General features: G+C 40.7%; 26 protein-coding genes and 2 other annotated features. Of the genes, 7 read left to right on the plus strand and 19 right to left on the minus strand.

The features are described from left to right. Positions 1-1,083, minus strand: coding sequence for a cytochrome c oxidase subunit II (gene coxB / locus ACFRAK_RS05910; protein WP_192203938.1), 1,083 nt, complete (start codon positions 1,081-1,083; stop codon positions 1-3). 254 nt (positions 1,084-1,337) lie between these two features. Then, a complete protein-coding gene (gene cyoE, locus ACFRAK_RS05915; protein ID WP_387599680.1) occupies positions 1,338-2,276 on the minus strand; it encodes a heme o synthase in 939 nt (312 codons plus the stop codon). A 601-nt stretch (positions 2,277-2,877) separates the two neighbouring features. Between cyoE and ACFRAK_RS05920 the strand changes: the two genes are divergently transcribed. Beyond that, the gene (locus tag ACFRAK_RS05920; RefSeq protein ID WP_192203936.1) at positions 2,878-3,864 is read left to right on the plus strand and encodes a COX15/CtaA family protein; all 987 of its coding nucleotides are present in this window, start codon (positions 2,878-2,880) and stop codon (positions 3,862-3,864) included. 190 nt (positions 3,865-4,054) lie between these two features. Here ACFRAK_RS05920 and pyc read toward each other — a convergent pair whose 3' ends face one another. Beyond that, positions 4,055-7,492 carry a pyruvate carboxylase gene (gene pyc, locus ACFRAK_RS05925; RefSeq protein ID WP_387599676.1) on the minus strand — a complete coding sequence of 1,146 codons (3,438 nt, stop codon included), beginning with the start codon at positions 7,490-7,492 and terminating at the stop codon, positions 4,055-4,057. Positions 7,493-8,125: 633 nt separating this feature from the next. Beyond that, the gene (locus ACFRAK_RS05930; RefSeq protein WP_098371113.1) at positions 8,126-8,407 is read right to left on the minus strand and encodes an Fpa/YlaN family protein; all 282 of its coding nucleotides are present in this window, start codon (positions 8,405-8,407) and stop codon (positions 8,126-8,128) included. A gap of 221 nt (positions 8,408-8,628) precedes the next feature. Here ACFRAK_RS05930 and ACFRAK_RS05935 point away from each other — a divergent pair, with 221 nt between their 5' ends. Then, positions 8,629-9,132, plus strand: coding sequence for a hypothetical protein (locus tag ACFRAK_RS05935; RefSeq protein ID WP_076366738.1), 504 nt, complete (start codon positions 8,629-8,631; stop codon positions 9,130-9,132). Between the two features lie 65 nt (positions 9,133-9,197). On the opposite strand, the gene ACFRAK_RS05940 is transcribed toward ACFRAK_RS05935, so the two are convergent. Then, positions 9,198-10,529 (minus strand): PhoH family protein, encoded by a 1,332-nt coding sequence (locus ACFRAK_RS05940; protein WP_387599671.1) that lies wholly within the window; start codon positions 10,527-10,529, stop codon positions 9,198-9,200. A gap of 266 nt (positions 10,530-10,795) precedes the next feature. Here ACFRAK_RS05940 and ACFRAK_RS05945 point away from each other — a divergent pair, with 266 nt between their 5' ends. The 3 genes from ACFRAK_RS05945 (at position 10,796) to ACFRAK_RS05955 (ending at position 12,170) form a co-directional block, all read left to right on the plus strand. Next, positions 10,796-11,395, plus strand: coding sequence for a YhcN/YlaJ family sporulation lipoprotein (locus ACFRAK_RS05945; RefSeq protein ID WP_387599669.1), 600 nt, complete (start codon positions 10,796-10,798; stop codon positions 11,393-11,395). 159 nt (positions 11,396-11,554) lie between these two features. Continuing rightward, on the plus strand, positions 11,555-11,755 hold the full coding sequence (locus ACFRAK_RS05950; protein ID WP_072272690.1) for a YlaI family protein: 201 nt from the start codon (positions 11,555-11,557) through the stop codon (positions 11,753-11,755). Next, positions 11,739-12,170 carry a hypothetical protein gene (locus ACFRAK_RS05955; protein ID WP_387599666.1) on the plus strand — a complete coding sequence of 144 codons (432 nt, stop codon included), beginning with the start codon at positions 11,739-11,741 and terminating at the stop codon, positions 12,168-12,170. The genes ACFRAK_RS05950 and ACFRAK_RS05955 overlap by 17 nt, the downstream gene beginning before the upstream one ends. Before the next feature lie 39 nt (positions 12,171-12,209). On the opposite strand, the gene ACFRAK_RS05960 is transcribed toward ACFRAK_RS05955, so the two are convergent. The 3 genes from ACFRAK_RS05960 to typA are packed head-to-tail and all read right to left on the minus strand — an operon-like array spanning position 12,210 to position 14,677. Beyond that, entirely contained in the window at positions 12,210-12,494 is a 285-nt protein-coding gene (locus tag ACFRAK_RS05960) for a hypothetical protein (RefSeq protein ID WP_387600267.1), read from the minus strand. Between the two features lie 4 nt (positions 12,495-12,498). Next, complete coding sequence (locus ACFRAK_RS05965; RefSeq protein ID WP_034314008.1) at positions 12,499-12,807, minus strand: YlaH-like family protein; 309 nt, start codon at positions 12,805-12,807, stop codon at positions 12,499-12,501. Between the two features lie 22 nt (positions 12,808-12,829). Beyond that, positions 12,830-14,677: a translational GTPase TypA gene (gene typA, locus ACFRAK_RS05970; RefSeq protein ID WP_387706429.1), complete on the minus strand. Its 1,848-nt coding sequence runs from the start codon at positions 14,675-14,677 to the stop codon at positions 12,830-12,832. Between the two features lie 124 nt (positions 14,678-14,801). Between typA and ACFRAK_RS05975 the strand changes: the two genes are divergently transcribed. Then, the gene (locus tag ACFRAK_RS05975) at positions 14,802-14,984 is read left to right on the plus strand and encodes a YlaF family protein (protein WP_034314013.1); all 183 of its coding nucleotides are present in this window, start codon (positions 14,802-14,804) and stop codon (positions 14,982-14,984) included. 110 nt (positions 14,985-15,094) lie between these two features. On the opposite strand, the gene ACFRAK_RS05980 is transcribed toward ACFRAK_RS05975, so the two are convergent. After that, complete coding sequence (locus ACFRAK_RS05980; protein ID WP_394571416.1) at positions 15,095-15,898, minus strand: inositol monophosphatase family protein; 804 nt, start codon at positions 15,896-15,898, stop codon at positions 15,095-15,097. A gap of 409 nt (positions 15,899-16,307) precedes the next feature. Further along, the gene (locus tag ACFRAK_RS05985) at positions 16,308-16,505 is read right to left on the minus strand and encodes a hypothetical protein (RefSeq protein WP_034314018.1); all 198 of its coding nucleotides are present in this window, start codon (positions 16,503-16,505) and stop codon (positions 16,308-16,310) included. A 194-nt stretch (positions 16,506-16,699) separates the two neighbouring features. On the opposite strand from ACFRAK_RS05985, the gene ACFRAK_RS05990 reads away from it, so the two are divergent. After that, positions 16,700-17,320, plus strand: coding sequence for a YktB family protein (locus tag ACFRAK_RS05990; RefSeq protein WP_387599660.1), 621 nt, complete (start codon positions 16,700-16,702; stop codon positions 17,318-17,320). A gap of 89 nt (positions 17,321-17,409) precedes the next feature. Here ACFRAK_RS05990 and trpA read toward each other — a convergent pair whose 3' ends face one another. From trpA to ACFRAK_RS06035, 9 genes are all read right to left on the minus strand, one after another. Further along, a complete protein-coding gene (trpA, locus tag ACFRAK_RS05995; protein ID WP_260284164.1) occupies positions 17,410-18,189 on the minus strand; it encodes a tryptophan synthase subunit alpha in 780 nt (259 codons plus the stop codon). After that, complete coding sequence (trpB, locus tag ACFRAK_RS06000) at positions 18,182-19,387, minus strand: tryptophan synthase subunit beta (protein WP_260284163.1); 1,206 nt, start codon at positions 19,385-19,387, stop codon at positions 18,182-18,184. The genes trpA and trpB overlap by 8 nt, the downstream gene beginning before the upstream one ends. Before the next feature lie 4 nt (positions 19,388-19,391). Beyond that, the gene (locus ACFRAK_RS06005; protein ID WP_387599656.1) at positions 19,392-20,006 is read right to left on the minus strand and encodes a phosphoribosylanthranilate isomerase; all 615 of its coding nucleotides are present in this window, start codon (positions 20,004-20,006) and stop codon (positions 19,392-19,394) included. A gap of 10 nt (positions 20,007-20,016) precedes the next feature. After that, on the minus strand, positions 20,017-20,793 hold the full coding sequence (gene trpC, locus ACFRAK_RS06010) for an indole-3-glycerol phosphate synthase TrpC (protein ID WP_387599653.1): 777 nt from the start codon (positions 20,791-20,793) through the stop codon (positions 20,017-20,019). Beyond that, positions 20,793-21,815, minus strand: a complete 1,023-nt coding sequence (gene trpD, locus ACFRAK_RS06015; RefSeq protein ID WP_387599650.1) for an anthranilate phosphoribosyltransferase — start codon at positions 21,813-21,815, stop codon at positions 20,793-20,795. Before trpD ends, trpC begins: the two co-directional genes overlap by 1 nt. Positions 21,816-21,841: 26 nt before the next feature. Continuing rightward, positions 21,842-22,447: an anthranilate synthase component II gene (locus ACFRAK_RS06020; protein ID WP_387599647.1), complete on the minus strand. Its 606-nt coding sequence runs from the start codon at positions 22,445-22,447 to the stop codon at positions 21,842-21,844. Continuing rightward, a complete protein-coding gene (trpE, locus tag ACFRAK_RS06025) occupies positions 22,444-23,838 on the minus strand; it encodes an anthranilate synthase component I (RefSeq protein ID WP_394571417.1) in 1,395 nt (464 codons plus the stop codon). Before trpE ends, ACFRAK_RS06020 begins: the two co-directional genes overlap by 4 nt. Positions 23,839-24,007: 169 nt before the next feature. Beyond that, positions 24,008-24,245: a binding site (T-box leader), on the minus strand. 35 nt (positions 24,246-24,280) lie between these two features. Continuing rightward, positions 24,281-24,511 (minus strand) — a binding site (T-box leader). A 66-nt stretch (positions 24,512-24,577) separates the two neighbouring features. After that, on the minus strand, positions 24,578-24,853 hold the full coding sequence (locus ACFRAK_RS06030) for a UPF0223 family protein (RefSeq protein WP_260284157.1): 276 nt from the start codon (positions 24,851-24,853) through the stop codon (positions 24,578-24,580). Positions 24,854-24,910: 57 nt separating this feature from the next. Continuing rightward, positions 24,911-25,891: an NAD(P)H-dependent flavin oxidoreductase gene (locus tag ACFRAK_RS06035; protein WP_394571418.1), complete on the minus strand. Its 981-nt coding sequence runs from the start codon at positions 25,889-25,891 to the stop codon at positions 24,911-24,913. Between the last annotated feature and the right edge of the window lie 373 nt (positions 25,892-26,264).

The following is a 26,264-nucleotide window of genomic DNA, read 5'->3' on the forward strand; positions in this document are numbered from 1 at the left end:
CTATTTGTCTTCCACCTTAAGCTCCAATAGATAAGCTGCCAGTGCATTAATATCTGAATCTGAAAGTTCGCCGTAAGTACCGGTCATCGTGTTGCCCGGTTTATACTTCTCAGGATCCTTGATCCATTTTTTTACATTCTCTTCCGTATGATCCAATACGCCAGCTACTTTTTGACGCTCACCGAATGTAGCCAGATTCGGAGCCTGACGAGCTGCTTCAGGCCTGCTGTCATTTGGTGTCACCGCATGGCAGCCTATACAGCTTTGATTAAAGACATCTTCACCCTGTTTGGCTAGATCACCTGCAACGACAGGCTCCTTCGCGGCTTTCATATCTTTAGTCCACGCTTCAAAATCGCTTTTAGACTTCGGTACGACCTTAAAATCCATCAAAGCATGGGAAGGACCGCAAAGTTCAGCACATTTCCCGTAAAATAAGTTGTTCGAATCTTCTGCCTTTTCACTATCGAATTCTAAGAAAAACTGATTGACTCCATCTGTATTTGTATCCATCTTTCCTCCGGCAGCCGGTATCCAGAATGAATGTTTAACATCAGAAGCAGTTAGATTGAAGTATACTTTTTGATCGGTAGGCACAACCAAATCCTGACTTGTGACAACGCCAAGGTCAGGATATTCAAACTCCCACCAATAAAGATTTGCCCTAACATTAACAACAAGGGCATCCTTCGTTTTTCCATCCTTATCTTTCTTATCCATTGCCTTTGTGTCAGCTAAGTCGAATGTAGTGACGACGGTCGGAACAGCCAGAACAATTAAAAGAAGGATAGGAATAACAGTCCAGATAATTTCAAGTTTATGACTTCCTTCAATTTGTTTCGGTATTGTTTCGTCGCCTTTCTTCCGACGGAAGCGCAGTAAAACTACAACGAACAAAATAATCACAACAATAATTACCAGAACCATGATTAGTGTACTCAATATCAGTAAGTCAAACTGAGATTGCGCAACATTGCCTGCTGGCTTCAGCGCGGATAGGAATGGTTCGCCGCAGCCCGAAAGTACAAGTCCTACAATACCCAGCAGAGCAATCAGGCGCCATTTGTGCAGCCTTTTTTTCATAGCTTCAGAAACCCCTCTTTCGTCAAAATTTTCTCACAAAAATAAAAATGGGCGCAATTGCGAATATTCTCTCTATGTAAATTTCTAAAAAAGAAAGAATCCCTAATTTAAGGAATTATTACGATGATTCATGTAACCGCTCTTATGTATGACCCCGTTGATTCCGTTAATATGTATGAATGGCGGTCAGTGCATTATTTATCAGTAAGCTGGAGCCTGTAAAGGAACAGGCCGCCAGCTTATTTAAACCAAAACTAGATGAGAGTGACAATAACCATCGCTACAAATAAAATGGTCATATAATTTAAAGAATATACAAACATGGATGTTGCCCATTTAACATCATCTTTCTTTTTATACCCCTTAATCCCCAAAATAAGCCAACCCGTGCTCAATAATGCAGCAAGAATAACTAGCGGGGTTCCTAATGGAGTTAAAAAGAAAGGAATGAACATTAAACAGATGATCCATAGCATAATCGATCTTTTTGCCGCCTTGAACCCTTTTACTACCGGAAGCATGGGTACTCCAGCTGCACGATATTCTTCGACACGCCTCATTGCAAGTGCATAAAAATGAGGAGGCTGCCACAAGAACATGATCGCGAACAGGACCCAGGCGATCTTATCAAGGCCCGGGTCGACTGCAGCCCACCCGATAAGTGGAGGCACCGCTCCCGATATACTGCCTATAATCGTATTCGAGACAAATCTACGTTTGAAAACCATGGTATATAAAACAACATAAGCGAAGACGCCGAATGCTCCTAGGATGGCAGTTGTCATATTAGTCAATGCAAGTAAAATCAGCCCTGCAGCAATTAAACCGAAACTTAATGCCAATACCTTTGAAGGTTGTACTTTCCCAGTTACCGTTGGACGGTTTTTCGTTCTTTCCATTAAATGATCGATATCACGGTCATAATAATTATTGAAACTGCAAGATCCCGCCATTATGAGCGCCGAACCTGCAAGTGTATAAAACACTACATCCAGATTGTGTAAGAAGCTAAGCCCGGAAAAATGAAGAGCTAACCACACGCCGGTAAAAGCTGTAATTATATTTGAATTGACAATCCCCACTTTTATAAGTGCGAGAAAATCCTTCCAAGCTGTTGTTTCAGGTATATCCGATTGAAGGGCGGCTTTACTGTCCTCCATGACAGCTTCTGACAAACCCCTTGTTTCTGACATTTGTTTTCCTCCTTTAAATCATTCAAAACAGACGCAAATGAAAAAAAAACGTTACATATGCTATAGAACATTATTTCATACTTTTTGATATTTGTAACCAAGGAAGCGTAAACAAAAAGTAAATTATTTACCAATGACCGTTGTCAATGGAATCCATCGAGAGCTATCATTCTTAATATCATGCTTATTAACAGTAAAATTTAGTAAAATCATTTCTTCAATATATTAAAACACATTTTTGGAAGCTTTTGTGAAAATATTTCGGTTATTTTTTGACCAAATTGTGTCTCAATAATTTACTTCTCTTGTATGATGTTCATCAAGAACATGAATATTATGCTATTATCATCATCCCCTAGGCTTATTCCCTATTTTGCTCCTACTTGAAGGTTTACACTCCCTTTATTTCTATCAAAGTCTTATGTAACTTTCAACTATTTCAGGCATTTTAATTAATAGTTATAATATTAACGGAACTTGTAAAATCATTCTATTTTGTGTAATATCGAGGAAGTTCGACAAATATTATGAAAAACCTTATGCTATTATTAATTTTATGGAATAACCCTAAATTGCTACATAGAAAAAGGTGGGGCTACTAGTGAAATCGTCTCTTAAATGGTTTGCTGTTTTAACAACGGTTGTAATGCTTTTCATCTTACTTGGTGGAGCCTTAGTCACGAAGACGGATTCCGGCATGGGATGCGGCAGGTCCTGGCCATTGTGCAATGGCCAATTGATCCCTGACAAAATCACGATTGAATTGGTCATTGAGCTTTCCCATCGACTCGTTTCAGGTGCTGGAGGTTTCCTTGTTTTAATATTATCGTATATGTCTTGGAAAAAAATCGGCCATATTCGTGAAGCACGTTTCTTATCCGTCCTTTCTTTTGGTTTTCTGTTACTGCAAGGATTGATCGGAGCCGCTGCCGTCATTTGGTCACAATCCGATTTCGTCCTTGCCCTTCATTTTGGCATATCGCTCATTTCATTTGCTGCCGTCTTTTTACTGACACTGTTGATTTTTGAAGTGGACAAGAAGTTCGAAGCAGAAAGACTTATCGTTGACAAACGAATGAAATTCCATATTATTGGCGTATTGATTTTTTGTCTGGTGGTCGTATATACAGGTGCCCTTGTAAGGCATACAGAATCAAGTCTTATCTGTAAGGATTGGCCTTTATGCGTAAATGACAGTCTTGCACTCCCCTCCAACCTTTATGAATGGATTCAGATGGGGCACCGTGCAATGGCAGGAGCTATTTTCATTTGGGTATCATATGTAGCTTATATCGCAAAAAAACATTACAAAAATCAAAAAGTGCTATATGGCGGTTGGATTGCTGCATTCATTCTCGTATTTTTACAAGTTACCGCTGGAGCCTTTATCATTTTCTCAAGGCAAAACTTATATATCGCACTTACACACGCATTATTCATTGCCTGCTTTTTTGGTGTAATGAGCTATTTGATGCTATTGACATCGAGAAGCAAAAAAAATGCCCTGGCCAAGCAAAAAAGGAACTCCGCGCACTCTGTCAAAGGTCAGGAGGAACAGGATATAACGCCAACGGTACCCGCCCGTTAATGTCTGATTGTTCAATCAATAATATAATTAAGATAAAACAAAACCACCATTCCCGGGAATGGTGGTTTTGTTTTATCTTATAGTGAAGTTCAATGACCGTACACTGCCTAAAAAGAGGGTATAGGGCAGCTTAAAACCTCAAGCCTACCCTATATGCCCCAAATCATTCACAAGGTCACAGTCAGCGATATTACTTGGTTATTTCAAGCAATAAGTCTCCAGTACTGATCGCTTCTCCATCTTTTACATAAATATCCTTGATGGTCCCGGAGAATGGTGCTTGCACGGTAGTTTCCATTTTCATCGCTTCCGTAATGATCAGGTGATCCCCTTGCTTGACCTGATCGCCTTTCTCGACCACTACACGAATAACCGTACCTGGCATTGTCGCACCGAGTTGTTCTTTATTTTTAGGGTCAGCTTTCATTTTTGATACAACGGAAGATTTAATGTTTTCATCCTTGATGATCACTTCACGTGATTGACCATTCAACTCAAAATAAACGACTCGTGTTCCATCAGCCAATGGCTGACCGATTGAAACCAATTTTACGATGAGCGTTTTACCCTTTTCAATTTCAACTTCGATCTCTTCCCCCAGCCTCATTCCATATAAGAAAGTTGCGGTATCGAGGTTGGAAACATCACCAAATAGCTCAATCGTTTTATTGTAGTCCAAGAATACTTTTGGATATAGGGCATATGCAAGCACATCGAAATCAGTGACTGCCCGTCCCAATTCCTTGAATAATTCTTCTTTAAGAGCTGCAAAATCCACTTCTTCCAATAATTCACCCGGTCTTACTGTTATAGGTTTCTTCCCTTTCAGGATAACTTCCTGAAGCTCTTTAGGAAATCCTCCAACTGGCTGACCTAGATAGCCTTCGAATAACTCTATAACTGAATCAGGGAAATCGATGGATTTGCCTTTTGTCAGAACATCTCCTTCAGACAGGTTATTTTGAACCATGAATAAAGCCATGTCCCCAACAACTTTGGATGAAGGAGTTACTTTAACGATATCGCCGAACATTACATTGACACGCTGGTACATTTCTTTCACTTCATGCCAACGGTCCCCCAACCCCACTGCTTTAGCTTGCTGCTGCAAATTGCTATATTGACCGCCCGGCATTTCGTGTTTGTAAACTTCGGTATGAGGAGCATTCATGCCGCTTTCGAAGTCATGATAGAATTTCCTGACCTCTCCCCAGTATTCTCCTAAACGCTCTAGTGAATCGACTTCCAATTTAGGCTGTCTGCTTGACCCCTCCAGCGCATAATGAAGTGTTTGTACACTTGGCTGCGAAGTCAGTCCAGCTAAAGAACCAATCGCCGTATCAACGATATCCACACCAGCTTCGATCGCTTTCGAATACATGTAAATTCCATTTCCGCTTGTGTCATGAGTATGCAGATGGATCGGAAGTGATGTCGATTCTTTCAGTTCCGATACAAGGCGGTAAGCCGCTTCCGGTTTCAAAAGTCCTGCCATATCCTTGATCGCTAAAATATGGGCACCGGCATGTTCTAATTCCACTGCCATATTTTTATAGTAGTCGATATTATACTTGCTGCGTGATGAATCATTCAAATCCCCGGTATAACAAATGGCCGCTTCCGCAATTTTGCCGGATTGACGAACTGCATCAATGGCCAATTCCATCCCTTTAACCCAGTTTAAACTGTCGAAGATACGGAAAACATCAATGCCTGCACCCGCTGATTTCTCTACGAATTCACGAATGACATTATCAGGGTAATTTTTATAACCAACTGCATTTGAAGCCCTTAAAAGCATTTGTAATAGGACATTAGGTGCTTTTTTCCTGAAACTGATCAGCCTGTCCCATGGATCTTCTTTCAAGAATCGATACGCGACATCAAAAGTTGCCCCGCCCCACATTTCCATTGAAAATAAATCAGGAAGCAGTTTTGCTGTAGGCTCAGCGATATCAAGGATATCTTTCGACCTGATTCTCGTCGCAAGTAAAGATTGATGTGCATCGCGGAAAGTCGTATCGGTGATCAATACCTCTTTCTGTTCTTTGATCCAATTGACCAGTCCCTCTGCACCTTGCTCCTCAAGTATATTTTTTGTACCCGAGATAAGCGGCAGGCCACCAACATTCGGAATTGGAGCTGGATCAAAAACAGGTTTTTTCTTTTTCTCGACTCCCGGGAATCCATTCACGGTCACATTTCCGATATATGAAAGCATTTTTGTCCCACGGTCTTTTCGGACTGGGAACGTAAATAGTTCCGGTGTTGAATCAATAAAGGAAGTATCGTATTCGCCATTAATGAAATTCTCATGTTTTACAACATTTTCAAGGAATGGAATATTCGTTTTAATTCCACGAATCCTGAATTCCTTTAGGTTACGCACCATTTTTGATGCCGCCTGTTCAAATGAAAGCGCATGTGTTGAAAGTTTAACGAGAAGTGAATCATAATATGGTGTGATGACCGCACCTTGGAATCCATTACCAGCGTCCAGACGAACACCGAATCCCCCACCGGAACGGTAAACCATCATTTTCCCGGTATCAGGCATGAAATTATTCAACGGATCCTCAGTCGTCACCCGTGATTGAATCGCATATCCATGTGTTTTGATTCCTGACTGTTCGGGAATCCCAATCTTTTTGCCATGGAGTTCATGCCCTTCCGCTACCATTATTTGGGATTGAACGATATCAATGCCCGTAATCATTTCAGTAATGGTATGCTCAACCTGGACCCGTGGATTGACTTCAATAAAGTAAAATTCGCCATTTGCGACAAGGAATTCGACCGTACCGGCGTTTACATAATCAATATTTTTTGCCAACTTGACGGCTGCCTCACAAATCCTTTCCCTTAAATCCTCGGAAAGGGAAACGGAAGGTGCCACTTCCACAACTTTTTGATGCCGTCTCTGAACGGAACAGTCACGTTCATATAAATGGACGATATTTCCATGAGTATCAGCCAAAATCTGAACTTCTATATGCTTCGGGTTTTGAATGAATCTCTCTACATAGACTTCATCATTACCAAAAGCTGCTTTAGCTTCTGATTTTGCGCGATCATAAGCCTCTTCAACTTCTTCGATTTTTTCGACAATCCGCATTCCGCGCCCGCCGCCGCCTAAAGAGGCTTTTATGATAATTGGAAAGCCGTATTGTTCACCAAATTCCTTTACTTCTTCAACACTGGTCACCGGTCCATCGCTACCAGGGATAACCGGAATATCAGCCAGTTCAGCTTGTGTTCTGGCTTTTACTTTGTCACCAAACATATCTAGGTGCCTTGATTCTGGTCCGATGAAGATTATGCCTTCTTCCTCACAGCGTTTCGCAAATTCAATATTTTCTGAAAGAAAACCATAACCGGGATGAATCGCATCGACTCCGCTCATTTTGGCGATCGCAATTATGCCTTCAATATCCAGGTATGCATCAATCGGCTTTTTGCCTTCCCCAACCAAATATGCCTCATCCGCTTTATATCGGTGATAAGAACCATAATCTTCCTTTGAATAGATTGCAACTGTGTGAATGTCTAATTCCGTACATGCCCGAAAAATCCGTATCGCTATTTCTCCACGATTTGCCGCAAGTACTTTTTCTATACGTTTCCCCATTGCTACCACCCTAATCAATATGTATTTTTATTGAATATATAGAAAAAAAGCGTGAAAGACTTTCACCACTTTTTATTCAAGAATTTATATCCCAACCAAGGAGACCAATCTGATCAGCTCATTTTAACGCGGATGTAATTATTTCGATATATTTTATATTTTCGTTTTTTACATCCGATAAAGACTAAAAAGAGCCTTACACCAATAGCAAATGAAAATTTAGCTATAATAATATATTATCGATTTGACTTAACATTCAATTAATATAACCATAATACTAAAATTAACTGAATACAATAAAAAAATAAAAAATTACATATATTCGTATATAAAAACAAGGAATTAGCTCCGCCTTTCCGACTAACGTCCCATTGTTAATCAACGGCATTCGATTTAAAAATCCCAGATACTTAATGATTGATAGAGAAATTTGAAATCTGATCATAACCACCAAAAATTTCAGCGAAAATTCAAAAAAATAAAAAAAACAAAAATAAAAAAACACAATTGAGCTTCTGCGGATCAATTAGTATGTCATTATTGAATATAGTATAACACTATCAATTAATTAAGTACATAAATAAAAAACTCAAACAATCATCGAGATTTGTTTGAGTTAGTATGTTTTATCTATTATTTTTTTAATGATGCTTCATGCAAAACTGACAATTCTTGTTCAAGGGCCTCCAAAAGGGATTTACCCTCGGTTTCCTCTACCAAACCTAAGCGTACGGCAAAATCAATTTCTCGTGATAGGCCGAACATTTGTGTATCAAGTACCTCTTCATATAAAGGACATTGAGGCATAGTGAGATTTTCCATTTGAACTTTTATCAGTTTTAGAATCTTGTCAGCATCTGCTTTTAATAAAGCATAAGCTTTTTCTCGATGATTGACAAGCATATCAGATGCCATGTTAAATCCCCCCGCTCAGAGCGATTAAATCTTATCTCTAAATTCTACCTTTAGTTTTGTGAAAAAGCAAGGACATTGACAAACAATTTGCCATCGGGATATCACTCCCACCCCTCAAATGAATATATCAAGCCATGGAAATTGTTCACCATCGTGTAGATGTGACATTTCAATTATAATTGATTATAATCATTAAAGAGCACCAGAAAGGAATGAGATATTTGGAACCTATCGTATTTATAAACGGAAAAGTGAAATATCCAATTACGCTGGATCCTGGAGTATGGATTTTTGACGACCGTAAAGTTGAAATTGATACATATTTCCACGCTGAAAGAGTCCAAGTCAATGAATTAGAAGAATATACAATTGCTGCCTCCAAACATTGGCAAAAAGAAATACAGGAAGGCGCAATCATGCCGCCCACAATAAAAACGGAACGAAAGTTCGAGAAGCAAAGATTGCTGGAAGGGACTTTCGGCATCCCTTTTGAACCTTTTTTAAAAAATGCCGAACCAGAAAATGGGGTAACTGAAGTCATCGTTACAACCGATGATGAGGAGCTTACATTCCCGTTGGAAACGGCACTTGAATTTTTCCTGGGCTTTTCCAAGGATGGAAAGCCGCTTAAAATATCTGAGGGCGGCCCTATGGAAATTTATTTCGGGGACGCTTCCAATATCAATGATCCGATAAAAAATGTACGGTCTTTCACTGTTAAATAAGACTTAGTCCATTCTTTACCGAAAACTTCAGAGCAATCGGCAAGGGACATCCCTTGCCGATAAGATTATAAAAGCGTAGCTGCGAGCTGGGCCAATCCAGATCTTTCCCCTTTTATCAATTTAACATGGCCGGCAATGCGTTCTGTCTTGAATTTTTCCACCACATAGGTCAAACCATTATTATATTCATCTAAATAAGGGTGATCTATTTGCTCCGGATCCCCCATTAATACAATTTTGCTCCGCTCCCCGACTCTCGTCAAGATGGTCTTGACCTCATGTTTTGTCAAGTTCTGCGCTTCATCGATGATGATGAACTGATCCGGGATGCTCCTTCCCCTGATATAGGTCAGGGCTTCCACTTCAATCGAACTCATGCCAGCTAGAATGGCATCCAATTCCCCAGGTTTTTTCGTATTGAACAAAAATTGGAGATTATCGAAAATAGGCTGCATCCAAGGTCTTAATTTTTCTTCTTTTTCTCCTGGCAGATAACCAATATCTTTACCGACAGGAACAATCGGCCTGGCAACCAGAAGTTTCTTATATTGTGACAAATCTTCAGTTTGCATCAATCCAGTAGCCAATGCCAATAAAGTCTTGCCTGTCCCCGCCTTACCAATGAGCGTCACAAGCTTGATATCCGAACGAAGCAATAAATCAAGGGCCATCGTCTGCTGGACATTTCTCGGTTTAATTCCCCAAATATGCTCCCCTTCATACATCAATTTCTTGACTAGCCTGCAATTCTCATCCACTATCCCAATCGCCGAAGCTGAACTCCCCAGCGTGTCCTTCATCAACAGGAATTGATTTGGATAATATGAATCCTTTGTCAGTTCCTCCAGTGGCAGAAAACTTTTTTCATAAAACTTATTCAGATTATCAATCGATACAAACACTTCTTTGTGCCCAGCGTATATATGGTCCAGTTCTACGACACGATCATTTAAAAAGTCCTCTGCCTCAAGTCCGATGGCATCAGCTTTAACCCTGACGAGAGTATCTTTACTTACCAAAATGACCGTTTTTCCCTCTTCCTTTGTCTCTTCTTCCAAAGATAAGTTTTTCGCGACTGCCAATATCCTGTTATCATTCGTTTTCTCCACAAAAATTTCCTGGAGCTTATGAAATGAACGGTGGTTGAGTTCAATCCTAATGCTGCCACCATTATGAAGCGGAATGCTCTGATGTAGCTTCCCTTTTTCACGAAAGCCATCGATCAATTTCGATACTTGCCTGGCATTTCTTCCGATTTCATCCATATACCGTTTTTTAGAATCCAATTCTTCTAATACGACTGCCGGAATGACAACTTCATTATCTTCGAATGAATAAATCGAGTACGGATCCTGCAACAGGACATTCGTATCTAAAACATAGATTTTTTTCCCCAATATGACGCCTCCTGCCTGCTCTTTAGGATATGCCTTACCATTTACTACACTCAGAAGTTATGTAGCGGACGAGACTGTTGATAAAATATATGTTCCTTTGCATAAAGATAGAAGAACATTTACAGACTATAAAGAAAACTTCCAGCAAAAAATGCTATCCCCTATGTTGATGACAATATGTTTGGCTGCATTTAATACTTACCTGAATCAGACCTGTCATTGGTGGAAATGCTGGAACCTACAAAAAACATTAAGGAGGCTACACATTGCAAAAATTCATGTTGTCGCTCGCTGCTGTTCTGTTGATGACAGGTTGCTCAATGGATAATAAAAATGAAGTGTCCGAAAATAATGCGAAAAACAATTTAACGAAAGTCAATAACTCGACCATTGAGGAAGCAGACAGAAATACAGGTCAGCAAACAGCGGAAAGACTCACCGGTTTAGCTAAATCCATTCCTGAGGTGAACGATGCCTCCGCAGTCGTACTTGGCAAATATGCCATCGTCGGAATAGATATCGACCAAGATATTGAGCGGTCACAGGTCGGAACGATAAAATACTCAGTTGGTGAAACTTTAAAACATGATCCTGATGGCGCAAATGCCCTCATCGTCGCTGACCCGGATATAAATGAGCGGATCAGGGAGGTGGCCAGAGACATTAAAGACGGTAAACCGGTAACTGGGATACTAAATGAACTGGCTGACATCACAAGTCGGGTGATTCCTGAGGTTCCTGGTGATATTTTAACCCCAACACCGTCCAAGAGCATTGAAAAGGAAAAAAATAAACTTGATGATGAAACGGAAAGAAAAGAACTCGATAAAGAGCAAAATGATCAATCCAATCACTTTAAAGAATGAATATTCCTAACCCGAAGTCAATCTTCGGGTTTTTGTATTTATCCACCATGAACCAAGTATCGTTACCGTTCATATGTTAGTTTCACTTTATCCTCGTTTTACCATAAAAATATTGGTATACTTAAAAGCATATTCAAATTGAAGTGAGGTTCAACTAATATGAAGGTTAAATGTGTAATATGCGATCAAATTGAATCTATACCTGATGATAGCCCAGAAGCTAAGAAACTTCGCAACCGCCCTATACATACCTATATGTGCAATACATGCAACCAACGCATAGAAGAGCGTACGAACGAACGGATTGCAACCGGGAACTTCCGTCTTTACCGGACAATCAAAAATGAAGATGAATGGTAAAATACATTATAAAGTTTCCCTGATTGGTCTCATCAATGGAATTCTGCTTGGATTGATAATGAAGTGGGTCGAAATGTTTTCCGGTAAACAAGTGTATAATCTCCTATTGAATGTGGATTTCCTTCCTGTAATCGGAGCTGTTTCCTGGGGTGAGGCAACATTATTCTTTTTCCATCTCCTTTTCTCACTGGCAATTACGTTCAGTTACGTTTATATTCTTCGTCCTTTGAAGATTTTCAGGAATTGGAACAAATACACACTTGCTTTTTTCACGATCATTCCGGCAATCATGCTTTACTTCCCATTATCGGCGCTGTCGAAAACAGAAGCAGTCCTTCCTTCTGATTTGACAGCTTTCTTTTTGTGGACAATCTTACATCTTTTTTACGGACTTTCCCTCCCCAAAGCAATATAAAAAAGGACCGTGCGCATATCGCACGGTCCTTTTTTATCATTACTCGATATTTTTATACTTTTCTGGCTCCAACTGTATTTGGTCTAACATGATATCAATCAATTCAATTGGATAACGCTGCTTTTTCATTACGCCCCCCAAAAGATACTCGACGAAATAAAAAGGTTCTGTTTTTGAAACCGAATCGATTATCACCCGATGATCATCTTTCAGCATCTGCATGAAAAACATTTCTGTATCACGTGCTGCTGTATCATCAGGCCTTGCATCACAGACAACTTTGATCGTCAACCAATTGTATAAAGCATCCTGTAATGATTTCATCATCTTAAGCCTGTTCTTCTTTTCTCGAATTATGAAGACGGATTCGATAAATCCCCAGAACTAGCGAAGCGATGACTAATGCTTCCCCCATAGGAAGAAACACCGCGAAGAAAGAAAGAAGGGTACATCCAAGTGCCATTACCACATAAATGACCACATTTTTTAGCAAAGGTAACTTTTTGGCAAAACCTAACTGATAGACAAGGATGCATAATCCAAAGACCGTCAAATATAAATACCACATTCCCGCTTCAGGATTTTCATCCACTCTGTACAATGCTGCAAAAAATGATAATCGCTCTTGGATATCCAATCTTTTCTCCTCCTCTTGCTATTTATTTTTCTTCAACAGCAACTTTTTTTCTTTTAGCTGCTCTTTCACGTTCGTTTTTATCAAGAATTTTTTTACGAAGACGGATTGAATCCGGAGTTACTTCACAGTACTCGTCATCATTCAAATATTCTAGAGCTTCTTCAAGTGACATGATTCTTGGTTTTTTCATGGAAGAAGTTTGGTCTTTATTTGCTGAACGCATATTTGTCATTTGTTTCGCTTTAACGATATTGACAGTCAAATCGCTATCACGGTTATGTTCCCCGACAATCATACCTTCATAAATATCCGTACCTGGCTCAACGAAAATAACCCCGCGGTCTTCTACTTGCATAATACCATATTGTGTAGTTTTTCCTGATTCCATGGAAACAAGTACACCTTGACGTCTTCCGCCGACTTGACCTTGTGCCATTGGTTGGTAGCTGTCAAATGAGTGGTTCATGATACCATATCCACGTGTAATCGTTAAGAACTCAGTTGAATATCCAATAAGTCCGCGAGCTGGGATCGTGAACAGTAAACGAACTTGGCCGCTTCCGCTATTGATCATATCCAACAATTCACCTTTACGGGCTCCCATTGATTCCATGATTGAACCAGTGTGTTCCTCAGGTACGTCGATTTGTACACGTTCAACTGGCTCACAACGGACACCATCAATCAAACGAACGATAACTTCCGGTTTAGAAACTTGAAGTTCATAACCTTCACGTCTCATATTTTCGATCAGGATGGAAAGGTGAAGCTCCCCACGGCCTGAAACAACCCAAACATCCGGAGAATCAGTATTTTCGACTCTTAAGCTGACATCCGTCTGCAATTGGTTTCTCAAACGCTCTTCAATTTTACGAGCTGTAACGAATTTACCTTCACGGCCTGCGAATGGGCTGTTATTTACAAGGAAAGTCATTTGTAATGTTGGCTCGTCAATACGCAGGATAGGCAGGGCTTCAGGATGTTCAGTCGGACAAACCGTTTCCCCTACGTTAATATCCTCCATACCTGAAACGGCAATTAAATCACCGGCAACGGCTTCTTGGATTTCAACTTTCTTCAAGCCAATATAACCAAAGATTTTCGTTACTCGGAATTGTTTAACCTTCCCATCAAGTTTCATTAATGAAACTTGTTGACCTACATGCATTTTACCGCGGAATACACGGCCAACCCCGATACGTCCTACATAATCATTATAGTCAAGTAAAGCCACTTGGAATTGAAGCGGTTCATCTGAGTTATCAATTGGTGCTGGGATCGTTTCGACGATTGTTTCGAATAGTGGGGTCATGTCTTTTTCTTGTTTAGCAGGATCTGAATCCAAGCTTGCAGTACCAGCAATACCTGAAGTGAAGACAACTGGGAACTCTAACTGTTCTTCTTCAGCTCCAAGTTCGATGAATAAGTCAATTACTTCATCTACCACTTCATTTGGACGTGCAGAATCTTTATCGATTTTGTTCACGACAACGATTGGTGTAATCTTTTGTTCCAATGCTTTTTTCAACACGAAGCGAGTTTGTGGCATACAACCTTCATATGCATCAACAACAAGTAGAACGCCATCAACCATTTTCATGATCCGTTCCACTTCACCACCAAAGTCGGCATGACCAGGTGTATCCAAAATATTGATTCTTGTATCTTGGTATTGAACTGCTGTATTTTTCGCAAGAATCGTGATTCCGCGTTCTTTTTCAATCGCATTAGAATCCATCGCACGTTCTTCCACATGTTCATTTTCACGGAAAGTACCAGATTGCTTAAGCAACTGATCCACTAACGTCGTTTTACCATGGTCAACGTGGGCAATGATGGCTATATTACGAATATTTTCTCTTAATTTCAAAAAATTCACTCCTAAAAAAGTTTGTGTATAACGTATCACTAGTATTAGCTTACATATTATATCACAAACATACTAGAAACAAATACAGAAATTATGTACAATAGATATATTAGGGGTGATATTAATGAACATTAAATGGAATTTCTTAATATTAGCGGTATTGGCAACATCAAGTATCGGCTCCATTGGCATCTTCATTGCTGAGAAGAGCTTGATTGGAATATTAGCTGCAATCGTTATTCTTTGCGGAATCATGGGGTTCGGTTTCACTCAGAAGAAGAAATTGCGCGAAGCCGGGAAGTTATAATATGAAAAACTCGCTGACAGACAGCGAGTTTTTTTTGTTAATTATTTCATAATGAACATTTTAATCCATCCGTGCCAAACTGTGGTACTGCTTTCAACTAGACCTTGATTCTAATGACTGGAATTTCCTGATAAGTATTTATCGAATACTTCTTTATGGAGCCCTGGTTTAGATACGAAAAGTGAGTCACCTTTTATAAAATCCAATTTGTCACCTTTAATATTACTAACTTCCCCGCCCACTTCCTCAACCAGTAAAACTCCTCCGGCAAAGTCCCAGGGCATGAGTCTCATGGTTATGTATGCATCTATCCTTCCAGCTGCGACGAAAGCAAGCTCCAATGCTGCGGAGCCATAAGAACGTGTCCCTCGTGCATCCCGAACTAGCGGTGCCAAAAGATTCGGATCGATCCTTCGGTTTTCCGTTACCCAGCTTGCATTTATGGAAATTATCGCTTTGCTTACTGATGCCTCTTCTAGTGATTTCAGCCTTTGATCATTCAGAAATGCTCCTTGCCCCTTAATCGCATGATATAATTCATCGCTAAAGACATCATAAACCATGCCGATCTTTCCGATGCCATCCACATAAACCCCAAGGGAAATTGCAAAATTCCTCTGTTGATGAATGAAATTCAACGTTCCATCAATTGGATCGATGATCCACACAGTACCTTTTAAGTCTTTAATATCATTACCCATTCCCTCTTCCCCGAATATGCGGTGTTCAGGGAACACTTCGTTGATTTTTTCACAAAAAAACTTTTCTATCCCCTTATCCATATTAGTAACCAAATCATTCGGATTCGTTTTCATTTCAATATTCAACTTGGTTTCAAAGGACGCCCTTAGCCTAGTACCCGCTTCTTTCATCCATAACTTCGCATATGTATCCATTTCCTTGACAGATGCCATTATAATATCCCCGTCCTTTGTGATCAGAAACTACATTAAAATGATCCTCTTCTAAAGATTAAAGCAAATATAGCTTGCCTTCAAGTTTTTAACATCTTAAATTTTCCATTTTTTTAAATATATAAGGAAAGAAGGCTCCTTGTAACCACCCATCCAATAATCGGTTTTGCAATTATGAGCTAGCGAGCACAAATACTTTTCAAACCAATTTGAATTAACGTTTCCCTTCCTTATTAAAGGGACCCGGACAAAATAAAATACTATCTTATTATATATTGGACATTTAATGAAAAACGGACACATTATTTTTAATAAATAAAGTGTCCGTTCATCTATAATAAAATTCCTTGTATTGAAATTGATTCATTTCCTTTATTCATTCTCCTTCAAGATCTCTGCAGCCAATTATTTACAAGGCTTTCAATTTCAACAATTCCAAGCGGATGCGTTCTAGCCTTTGCTTGCATTGTGACCTCTTTTGGTCATTCTCTTCACCAATAGCTTCAAAAAGGGTTGCTAATTCATAGTCCATTTCCATCCTTAACACTGCAGCTCTATGTCTTTCAACTTCTTTAGCTTTTAATGCTTGGTTCATGACTTGTTTCATAATTAACATTCTCCCTTCAACAATTAACGTAATTTTCTGAATTTATCTTATCATATGACTTCCTACCTCAAATAGCAACTAATTTGTGTTATAACCTATAAGGAAATTTACATTGCCAATCCAAATCGTATTTTTTAAATTTTACTTTTACTTATGCTACAATATGTGCAGATATTACGGTAGGAGAGATGAAAATGAATGTAGCAAGTTTTACAGCAAATGATTTTGATGTTTTTAAAATTGATGGTTTGGAACCGCGCATGGATGCTTTAAAAGAACGGATCCAGCCCAAACTACATGCACTTGGAGAGCACTTTTCTCAAAAACTGTCAGTTATGACCGGCGATGAAATGCACCCTCATGTTGCAAAGCATGCCAGACGGTCAGTGAATCCTCCTAAAGATACTTGGGTTGCTTTCGCTGCCAATAGCAGAGGTTATAAAATGATGCCGCATTTCCAAATCGGGTTATGGGAAACGCATATGTTCATCTGGTATGCCGTGATTTATGAAGCCCCTAATAAAACTGAAATCGGAAAGCGGCTGGAGCAACAGGCAGGCCAATTGGTGAAAAGCATTCCCTCCCATTATGTTTGGTCAATGGACCATACAAAACCTGATGTCATCACTCATGGTGGTCTTGGAGTAGATGATTTGAATTCAATGTTCACTCGTTTGCAAACTGTAAAAAAAGCCGAAATCCTTTGCGGTATAAAAATTTCACGTGATGACGCTATTAAGTTAAAAGATGATGAATTCATTCAAACCATTCAAGATGCGTTTGAACATCTTTTACCCTTATATCAATTAAATTAAACACAGTTGCTTCGTATTCGGATTGGATATCGGATGCCTTCAAATAAACTGGGTAAGAAAAAAGGAGAGCCTTGACGGCTCTCCTTTCCTTATTTCTGCGCTACTCCTTTGCTTGCTTGTATCAAATCACCAATTTGATCTTCCTTGCCTGTTTCCAAGCATTCGATGATCTTGCTGCCGACAATGACACCATCGCAGTATTGTGCTGCATCACGGACATGATCTGGCGTCGATATGCCGAACCCAGCAAGAACGGGAACGGGACTTATCTCTTTTACCTTCTTCAAATAGCCTCCAAGTTCTTCCCCAAAGGCGTCACGGGCACCCGTAATGCCTTTGACTGTAACTGCATAGATGAATCCCTCCGCCCCTGCAGTAATCTCAGTGATACGTTCTTTCGAAGACGTGAGGGTCACAAGTCGGATAAGAACGATCCCTGCCGTTTTGATTGATGAAAAGATGGCTTCTTCTTCAATCGGTAAATCGGGGATGATGCACCCGGAAATCCCTGCACGGAGACAGTCATTCGTAAACTCTTTAAGTCCATATGCCAGGATTGAATTCGTATATCCCATTAAAATAATTGGGATGGTCACTTCATTTTTGATTTCCATTACTTTTTTCAGGACATCTTTTAAAGTTGTTCCATTTTCCAAAGATCTGATGCCGGCTTGTTGGATAATCGGTCCGTCAGCGACAGGGTCAGAGAATGGTATACCTAGTTCGACGGCAGTCGCACCGCTGTTTTCAAGGAAAAGAAGCTGGCTCTTTAACCGTTCAAGACCTCCATCCCCTGCCATTATATAAGGGATGAATGCTTTTTCCTTCTTTGTTTGACATTCTTCAAGCGCATTTGTTAATTTATTCATGTTCACTACCCCCCATCAATGATTGGACCGTTTCAACATCCTTATCACCACGGCCGGACAGGCAAATTACGAGTCCTGTTCCTTTTTCCATTTCTTTAGCAAGCTTTAAACCGTAGGAAATGGCATGTGAACTTTCTAAAGCGGGAATGATCCCTTCCTCCCTGGAAAGCATCGCTAAAGCTTCCAAGGCTTCATCATCGGTTACTGAAGTATATTCAACCCGATTTGTATCTTTTAAGTAACTATGTTCAGGCCCTACCCCTGGATAATCCAGCCCTGCTGAAATTGAATGTGCCTCCTGGATCTGACCGTCCTCGTTCTGCAGTACATACATGAATGCCCCGTGGAGCACCCCAGGTTTCCCCTTAGTCAAACTTGAAGCGTGTAATGGTGTTTCAAGTCCATGCCCTGCCGCTTCCACTCCGTATAATTTTACCGTTTCATCCTCAATGAAGGGATAAAACATTCCCATTGCATTACTTCCTCCGCCTATGCAAGCGACTACTGCATCCGGTAGGGAATGAACCGCCTCCGAATATTGACGCTTTGTTTCATTTCCTATCACGCTTTGAAAATCACGTACAATAACGGGGAATGGATGCGGACCAAGAACCGATCCCATTATATAGTGGGTGTCATCCACATTCGCCACCCAATATCGTAACGCCTCATTCACTGCATCCTTCAGTGTCCCGCTTCCTTGTGATACAGATATGACCTTGGCTCCCAAAAGCTCCATCCTGAATACATTCAATTTCTGTCTCCTGATATCTTCTTCTCCCATAAAGATGATGCATTCCAGCTTCAGCAAAGCACACACAGTCGCCGTTGCAACTCCATGCTGTCCTGCACCCGTTTCGGCAATAACCTTTTTCTTGCCCATTTTCTGAGTCAGCAAAGCCTGACCGATCGTATTGTTTATTTTGTGGGCTCCGGTATGATTCAAGTCTTCTCGCTTCAGATAAATATCTGCACCTCCAGCAAGCCTTGTCAAGTTCTCCGCAAAATAAAGTGGTGTTTCCCGACCGATATATTGTTTCAGGTAATAATTTAGCTGCCTTTGGAATTCAGGATCATTTTTAGATTGTTCATATACTTCTTCAAGCTCCGTAATCGCCGCCATTAAAGTTTCCGGAACGAAACGGCCTCCATATGCTCCAAAATGTCCAGTTTTATCAGGCTGTGTATAAGTGTTCATCTATTCATTCCTCTTTTCCGGCTGTATATTTTGCCTCATTAATAAATGCCTTTATTTTTACGGCATCTTTTAATCCGTTTGTTTCAACGCCGCTGGCTACGTCAACTGCGAATGGTGAAACGGCATTAATCGCTTTTCTGACATTTTCCGGAGTCAGCCCACCCGCTAGAATTACCTTCCCGGGTGGCAGATCCGCTTTTCGGATCATATCCCAATCCAAAGTCAATCCCTTTGCAGATGAAATCTTAGGAAGATCTACTAATAGATAATCCGCTGGGTATTCATGAAGGTTTTCAAGGTCTTTCTCTGAATTGACGGCAAAGGCCTTTATCACCGGTAGAGGCATCCTGCGGGCAAAGCTGGCAGACTCGTTACCATGAAGCTGAATATAATCCAACCCTGCGATTTCAGCACTTTTTATCACTTCTTGTTCAGTTTGATTGGCAAACACTCCGACTTTTTTAACCTGTCCAGCTAGATTCGCCACGATTTCTCCTACTATCTCTGGCTCAACCTTCCTGCTACTCTCGGCAAAAATGAAACCAATGAAGTCTGCCCCAGATTCAACAGCAGTCTGAGCGTCTGCCAATGTCTTTATCCCACAGATTTTCACTAACATATTAATCTCCTTATATACTCATTTGCAGTTCGGCCATCGTGTGCGGAAGATTTGACGTAGTCATCAGTGTCTCCCCGACTAAAATCGCTTTTGCACCAGCTTCCTTCACACGCATCACGTCTTCTTTTGTTTTGATTCCACTTTCACTGATAATGATATGGCGTTTTGGATCAAGTAACTTCGCCAATCGTTCCGTTACAGCCAAATCCACTTTGAAAGTCTTTAAATTCCGATTGTTAATCCCTATTAACTCTGCATTCAGCTCTAAAGCCCGTTCCAGTTCGGCTTCATCATGGACTTCCGTCAATACTTCAAGCCCTTTTCTTTTTGCATATTGATATAATTCATGAAGGCGCTCTTTAGAAAGTGCTGCGACAATCAATAGAATGATAGTGGCACCAGCTTGATGGGCGCGATCGATTTGGACTTCATCGATGATGAAATCCTTGCACAATCTGGGAATCTGTATGGCCTCGCTTACGATTCTCAAATCTGCAATCGATCCTTTAAAGAAAACCTCATCCGTCAATACGGATATCGCTGCTGCTCCGCCGCTTTCATATGAAAGGGCCTGCTCGATCGGATTTACATTGATTTTAATATCCCCTTTTGAAGGGGAAGCCCGTTTTATTTCCGCGATAACCGCCATTGATTTCGCCGTTTTCAAATTCTCCACCAAAGATGGTCTGACTATGTTGATCATTACCGAATCTTCTAAGCCCCTTTCTTTTAATTTTGCGACTTCCGCCTTTTTCTGTTCGATGATTTTCGTTAAGATATTTTCCATTACATGACCACCTTATTTCTATTGCCATAAGCAATCAGATTTTCTAACTTCGCAAGTGCCGATCCGCTATCAAGGCTTTCTTTAGCCATGGAGATCCCTTTTTTGATCGTTGCTGCCGTACCATGTGCGTATAATCCCAATCCAGCATTCAATAAAACGGTATCACGATAGGCCCCTTTTTCCCCTTTGAGAAGCCTAAGCATGATATCTGCATTTTGTTTGGCGTCACCGCCGCGAATGGCATCATTTCCGTAAACCGGGAGATCCACTTCTTCAGGGTGCAGCGTAAAGGGAATGATATCCCCTTGCTCCAAAAGCACGAGTGAATTTTCACCCTGTAGGCTCGCTTCATCCATAAACCCGGCGCCATTAATCACGACCGCGCGTTTCCTGCCTAATTTATGTAGGACTTCCGCAAAAAGCTCGAGCATATCACGTCGATTGATTCCCATTAATTGCGTGTCGAGTTGCACTGGATTTGTCAGAGGACCGATTAGATTAAATATCGTCGGGATTTTCAGTTCTTTTCTCACTTTCATTATCCGTGCAATATTAGGGTGGACCGATGGGGCAAATAAGAATGTGATTCCATTTTCCTCCAACAGTTCTTTTAACATGTCAGGCCCCAAGTACAAATTAACACCTAATTCTTCCAATACATCGGCACTGCCCGTTTTGCTTGAAATGCTGCGGTTTCCATGTTTGGCAACCTTGACACCGGCCCCGGCAAGTACGAAGGCTGATGCTGTACTTATATTGAAGCTTTGTGACCCATCTCCTCCCGTTCCGCAATTATCCATCACATTAAGAGAGCTTGTTCGTACACTTCTTGCTTCTCTTCTCATGACTCTGACAAGGCTTGCTATTTCACCTGCCGTTTCCCCTTTGGATTTTAGGGCAATGATGAAAGCTGCCATCTCGCTTTCAGTGATATCTTTGGAAAATAACGCTTGGGCTGCTCTGCTCATCTCTTCTTCCGTCAATGTTTGACGCTCTGCTAACTTCGCTAAATACTCCTTCACCGCTAACTCCCCCAGTCGTTTTTGTTTTATAGGATGGATTGTTCCTTTTCAGATTGGAAGGTTCCCGCAATCTCATAAAATTGATGTAATAATTCCTTGCCGATTTTCGTCCCTATTGATTCAGGGTGGAACTGTAAACCGTAAAGCGGGAATTCTTGATGTTTCAGGGCCATGATCTCCCCATCATCCATCGCTACTGCCGTCACAGTCAGTTCATCTGGCAAACTCGCCCTTTCAACTACAAGGGAATGGTAACGCATTACCGGGAATTGTAAGTCCTGTTTGGCAAATACACCTGTTCCATCATGTTCGATAACCGATGTTTTCCCATGCATGATTTGTTTCGCTCCAACCACATTCGCACCAAAAACTGCCCCAATGGCCTGATGCCCCAAACAAATGCCCAATAGCGGAACCTTCTCATAAAAATTTCGGATGATTTCCATACTGATACCAGCATCTTCGGGCCTGCCGGGTCCCGGGGAAATGACAATTGCCATTGGATTCAGTTCCTCAATTTCCGCAAGGGTGATTTCGTCATTCCTTTTTACTATGATTTCTTTCTCCACTTCTCCTAAATATTGATAAAGGTTATAAGTGAACGAGTCATAGTTATCAATTAATAAAATCATTTTGTGTGAACCTCCATTAAAGCGCGTGCTTTATTTTGTGTTTCTTCAAATTCCGTTTTTGGGTCTGAATCATATACAATTCCTGCCCCTGCCTGTACATAGGCCTTGCCATCTTTAATGATCATCGTCCGAATCGCTAAAGCCATATCAAGATCCCCTCCAAAACCAATGAACCCTATCGAGCCCGAATACATCCCCCGTTTACAATTTTCCAGTTCATTGATCAGCTCCATTGCCCTGATTTTTGGAGCTCCGGAGACTGTTCCGGCAGGGAGGCAGACCGTCAGCGCATCTAAACTCGTGAAACCTTCCCTAAGCTTTCCGCTAACCTTCGAAGCAATATGCATGACATGCTGATATCTTTGAATTTCCATTTCCTCGGTAAGGTGGATTGAACCGATTTCGCAAACCCTGCCAAGATCATTCCTGCCCAAATCAACAAGCATCTTATGCTCGGCAAGTTCCTTTTCATCCATCAGCAGGCTTTTTTCGAAGCCTTTATCTTCTTCATCCGTTTTCCCTCTCGGCCTTGTACCGGCAATGGGATTAACATGAACCATTCCTGATGAAACGCTGATCAAACTTTCAGGAGACGACCCAATAATTGTATAATCACCAAATTCTATATAAAACATATAAGGAGAGGGGTTGGCTAAACGCAAACGACGGTAGGCATCGAAAGGCTCCCCATCGAAGTCCGCTTTGAACCTTTGTGATAAAACAACTTGGAACACTTCACCAGCTATTATCGCTGATTTAACTTCAAGGACCATTTTCTCGAATTCATCCTGACTGAAATTCGATTTGAATTCCAAATATTCCGACGATATTTCCTTTGACGGTTTGCTTGCCTGATTGATTTTTTCCTTCATCCCCAATAAACTTTTTCCGCTATCTTCTTCCGCAGTCAAAAGATGGATTTTTTGCAGAACATGATCGAATATATACAGTTCTTTATAAAAGAGAAAATGAGCATCAGGCATTTGCAGAGAATCAGGAGGCACCGGACCTATATTTTCATACAGACGAACGATATCATAGCCCATATATCCGATTGCACCACCGTTAAATGGCGGAAGATGTATGGGAGCCTCTTCTATCTCCACTAATAATTCGTTTTTTAGAAACTCGATGATATCCATGTTCTTTACAATTTGATCACCGGTTTCAGTATCTTTCACATTTACTTGGCCAGCAAGTGATGTCACCTCGAGATAAGGTTTTGAACCTAGATAAGAGTAGCGGCCGTTGTCATGATGCGAATTCGAGCTTTCCAATAAAAACTTCTGGTCACCATCTAATTTCTGAAATATGGCAATGGGTGTGTGGATATCCCCTTCAATTGTGTCCATTTTGAAACGGAGTATTTTTTTTTCATCCAAATTATTCATCCTTCAATTCCCTCCCGATTCTTATGCGCTCTTATAAACCCCTGGAAGGGAAAACCCTTTCGGCCAAGAGCCGGAGTTTTCATATCCTCTGGTTTTTGATTTTTTTCTAAAAAGGTATATATATTGAAATTCCAATAAAAAAATCCCCCGCAAACACAATTATGTGTCTGCAGAGGACGGTAAACCGCGGTGCCACCTCAAGTTGGAAAAACTCATCATTTTTCCCTCTCAAGCAAGAAATGAAAAATTCTTGCGATTACCCTTTAACGGTGGCGGCCGAGTTTCCCTACTTATTTCAAGAAACCACTCATAAGTCCATTCATCTTCTTATATCGTACCGGTTTCCACCTATCCCGGCTCTCTGTTACGCATCTAAAAAGATTACTACTCTCATTCATAGATTTAATTATCATTTCCATAAAAACGCAAAAAGGGCCCTCATCCAAAGGACGAGGAACCCGTGGTACCACCTTAATTAGCTAAATTAGCTCACTTTACGGCATTAACATGCCTATCTCCATTAACGATGAGATAATCGCCAAAGCCTACTCCGTTCATCCGTTTCGGTTTGGGGCTCGGAAGTCCATTCGCTTAAATTCGTTCACCAGTTTTCAGCAACCACTGGCTCTCTGCAGAACATCATTAAGGTACTCTTCTTCGTCACTGCCTTTATCATTTTCTTGCTTATTATGTTAAAACAATCTTTTCAGTAAGTCAATGGAGTTTTCTAAAAATATTTTTAATTTTTCATTTTTATCCATTCCCCGTCATCGATTCCTTTTGCCTTCTTAATAACAAGATAGGCTGAATAAGTGCTGACTGACTCAAACTCATCCGTATACTTTTTTTCATCCGCCTTACCGGGGACTATTTCCTTGAATCTTCGGTAAGCCTTCATAAATTCTTCCTTTTGTATTTTATTTTCATAAGCCTTTTCTACAGCTTCAAAGAATCTGATCACATCTACGATTTCTTCAGTAGACCAATCAAGATCCATTGGATATTGATAATCCATACCCTAAACACGCTCCTTCTAGATAGTTTTTCATGCTGTCCGGCAGTCCATGCATCATCAGTCTGCCCATTTTGAACGAATTGCTTCCGCTTGGTCGATAATCCGACTGAATAGTTCAGCAGTCGATGGTACATCATGAATCAGCCCCATCACTTGTCCGGCCCAAGCAAAGCCTTCACCTTCGACACCGTCATGGATATAACGCTGATTCGCTTTTCCGCTTATGTAATCCTTCAATTGTTCATATCCGCCATTTTCTTTTTCTATTTCAAGAATCTTATCGGTCCAGCTGTTTGCAATTACCCTTGCTGGTGCACCAATGGAACGCTTGATGACAACGGTATCATTTTCTGTGCCGGAAACCAAGGCATTTTTATATAATTCATGTGCATGAACACATTCCTTGACCGCTATGAATCGTGTTCCCATCTCAATTCCTTCGGCACCAAGTGCCAATGCTGCCATCAAACCGCGTCCATCGCCAAAACCACCCGAGGCGATGACTGGAATATTAACGGAGTCCACAACTTGAGGAATTAACACGGAAGTTCCAATATCATCACGGCCTAAATGTCCTCCTCCCTCTTGACCAACTACCATCACCGCATCTGCCCCAAGCTGCTCAGCTTTCATTGCCTGCCTTTTTGCAGCAACAAGCACGAGTTTTTTCACCTGGGTGCCTTTGACGTAATCAAGAAATGGTGCAGGGTTGCCGCCGGTTACGGAAACAGCTACGATATCCTCTTTCAAGGCTGCTTCCAGCATGTTTTCATAAGGTCTTCCATGCTGTCCGATTGCAAAGTTCACACCAAACGGTTTATCCGTCAATGATTTGGTTTTTCTAATTTCATCTGTCAGTTGCTCCGGGTTGTCCAAGGACATGGCCGTTACCTGCCCCAGCCCTCCTGCATTCGAAACTGCCGCCGCCAGGTCTGCATATGCTAAATGGGCCAATCCCCCTTGTACGATTGGGTATTGAATGCCTAACAAATCGGTCACACGCGTTTTCCACTTCAAACTCCTCAGCTCCCTTTTCATTTTATGTGGTTTGTTTATTTAGCTGAACTCTAAAACCATTAGCTTCATTATGGCAAATATTGTTTAGCCGTTCAATTTTTAAACTCACCTACAATATTAATAAAAGAAGAATTCTTGAGTAAATCCAGTAAATACTAGGAAAATGGACATTTATAATCTGCTGATAATTTTATTGGGCCCCTTAACAACAAAGACATATATAAATGGTTTAAGTCAGGACATTAAAGTCACTCTAGGCATTTATTATAAGACGTGCTATAATTCATATGTTTTATGTCTATCCACATGCTTACTAACCATACGATGGAATCGGAGAAACATACGATCATTAATAGAAAGGGAGTATATACTCCCAAAGATTATGTACCTATTT

It is taken from the genome of Peribacillus sp. NPDC056705 (assembly GCF_043656335.1).

What these genes read in the sequence shown, in the direction of transcription:
- ACFRAK_RS05975 (WP_034314013.1), top strand. Translation starts at nt 14,802, where the DNA reads ATGAACATTAAATGGAATTTCTTAATATTAGCGGTATTGGCAACATCA.
- trpB (WP_260284163.1), bottom strand. Translation starts at nt 19,387, where the DNA reads ATGAACACTTATACACAGCCTGATAAAACTGGACATTTTGGAGCATAT.
- ACFRAK_RS05985 (WP_034314018.1), bottom strand. Translation starts at nt 16,505, where the DNA reads ATGAAACAAGTCATGAACCAAGCATTAAAAGCTAAAGAAGTTGAAAGA.
- ACFRAK_RS05960 (WP_387600267.1), bottom strand. Translation starts at nt 12,494, where the DNA reads ATGAAATCATTACAGGATGCTTTATACAATTGGTTGACGATCAAAGTT.
- ACFRAK_RS06005 (WP_387599656.1), bottom strand. Translation starts at nt 20,006, where the DNA reads ATGTTAGTGAAAATCTGTGGGATAAAGACATTGGCAGACGCTCAGACT.
- ACFRAK_RS05955 (WP_387599666.1), top strand. Translation starts at nt 11,739, where the DNA reads ATGAAGATGAATGGTAAAATACATTATAAAGTTTCCCTGATTGGTCTC.
- trpE (WP_394571417.1), bottom strand. Translation starts at nt 23,838, where the DNA reads ATGAATAATTTGGATGAAAAAAAAATACTCCGTTTCAAAATGGACACA.
- coxB (WP_192203938.1), bottom strand. Translation starts at nt 1,083, where the DNA reads ATGAAAAAAAGGCTGCACAAATGGCGCCTGATTGCTCTGCTGGGTATT.
- ACFRAK_RS06035 (WP_394571418.1), bottom strand. Translation starts at nt 25,891, where the DNA reads ATGAAAAGGGAGCTGAGGAGTTTGAAGTGGAAAACGCGTGTGACCGAT.
- trpA (WP_260284164.1), bottom strand. Translation starts at nt 18,189, where the DNA reads ATGAATAAATTAACAAATGCGCTTGAAGAATGTCAAACAAAGAAGGAA.
- ACFRAK_RS06030 (WP_260284157.1), bottom strand. Translation starts at nt 24,853, where the DNA reads ATGGATTATCAATATCCAATGGATCTTGATTGGTCTACTGAAGAAATC.
- cyoE (WP_387599680.1), bottom strand. Translation starts at nt 2,276, where the DNA reads ATGTCAGAAACAAGGGGTTTGTCAGAAGCTGTCATGGAGGACAGTAAA.
- ACFRAK_RS05990 (WP_387599660.1), top strand. Translation starts at nt 16,700, where the DNA reads ATGAATGTAGCAAGTTTTACAGCAAATGATTTTGATGTTTTTAAAATT.
- ACFRAK_RS06020 (WP_387599647.1), bottom strand. Translation starts at nt 22,447, where the DNA reads ATGATTTTATTAATTGATAACTATGACTCGTTCACTTATAACCTTTAT.
- ACFRAK_RS05950 (WP_072272690.1), top strand. Translation starts at nt 11,555, where the DNA reads ATGAAGGTTAAATGTGTAATATGCGATCAAATTGAATCTATACCTGAT.
- ACFRAK_RS05930 (WP_098371113.1), bottom strand. Translation starts at nt 8,407, where the DNA reads ATGGCATCTGATATGCTTGTCAATCATCGAGAAAAAGCTTATGCTTTA.
- trpC (WP_387599653.1), bottom strand. Translation starts at nt 20,793, where the DNA reads ATGGAAAATATCTTAACGAAAATCATCGAACAGAAAAAGGCGGAAGTC.
- ACFRAK_RS05980 (WP_394571416.1), bottom strand. Translation starts at nt 15,898, where the DNA reads ATGGCATCTGTCAAGGAAATGGATACATATGCGAAGTTATGGATGAAA.
- pyc (WP_387599676.1), bottom strand. Translation starts at nt 7,492, where the DNA reads ATGGGGAAACGTATAGAAAAAGTACTTGCGGCAAATCGTGGAGAAATA.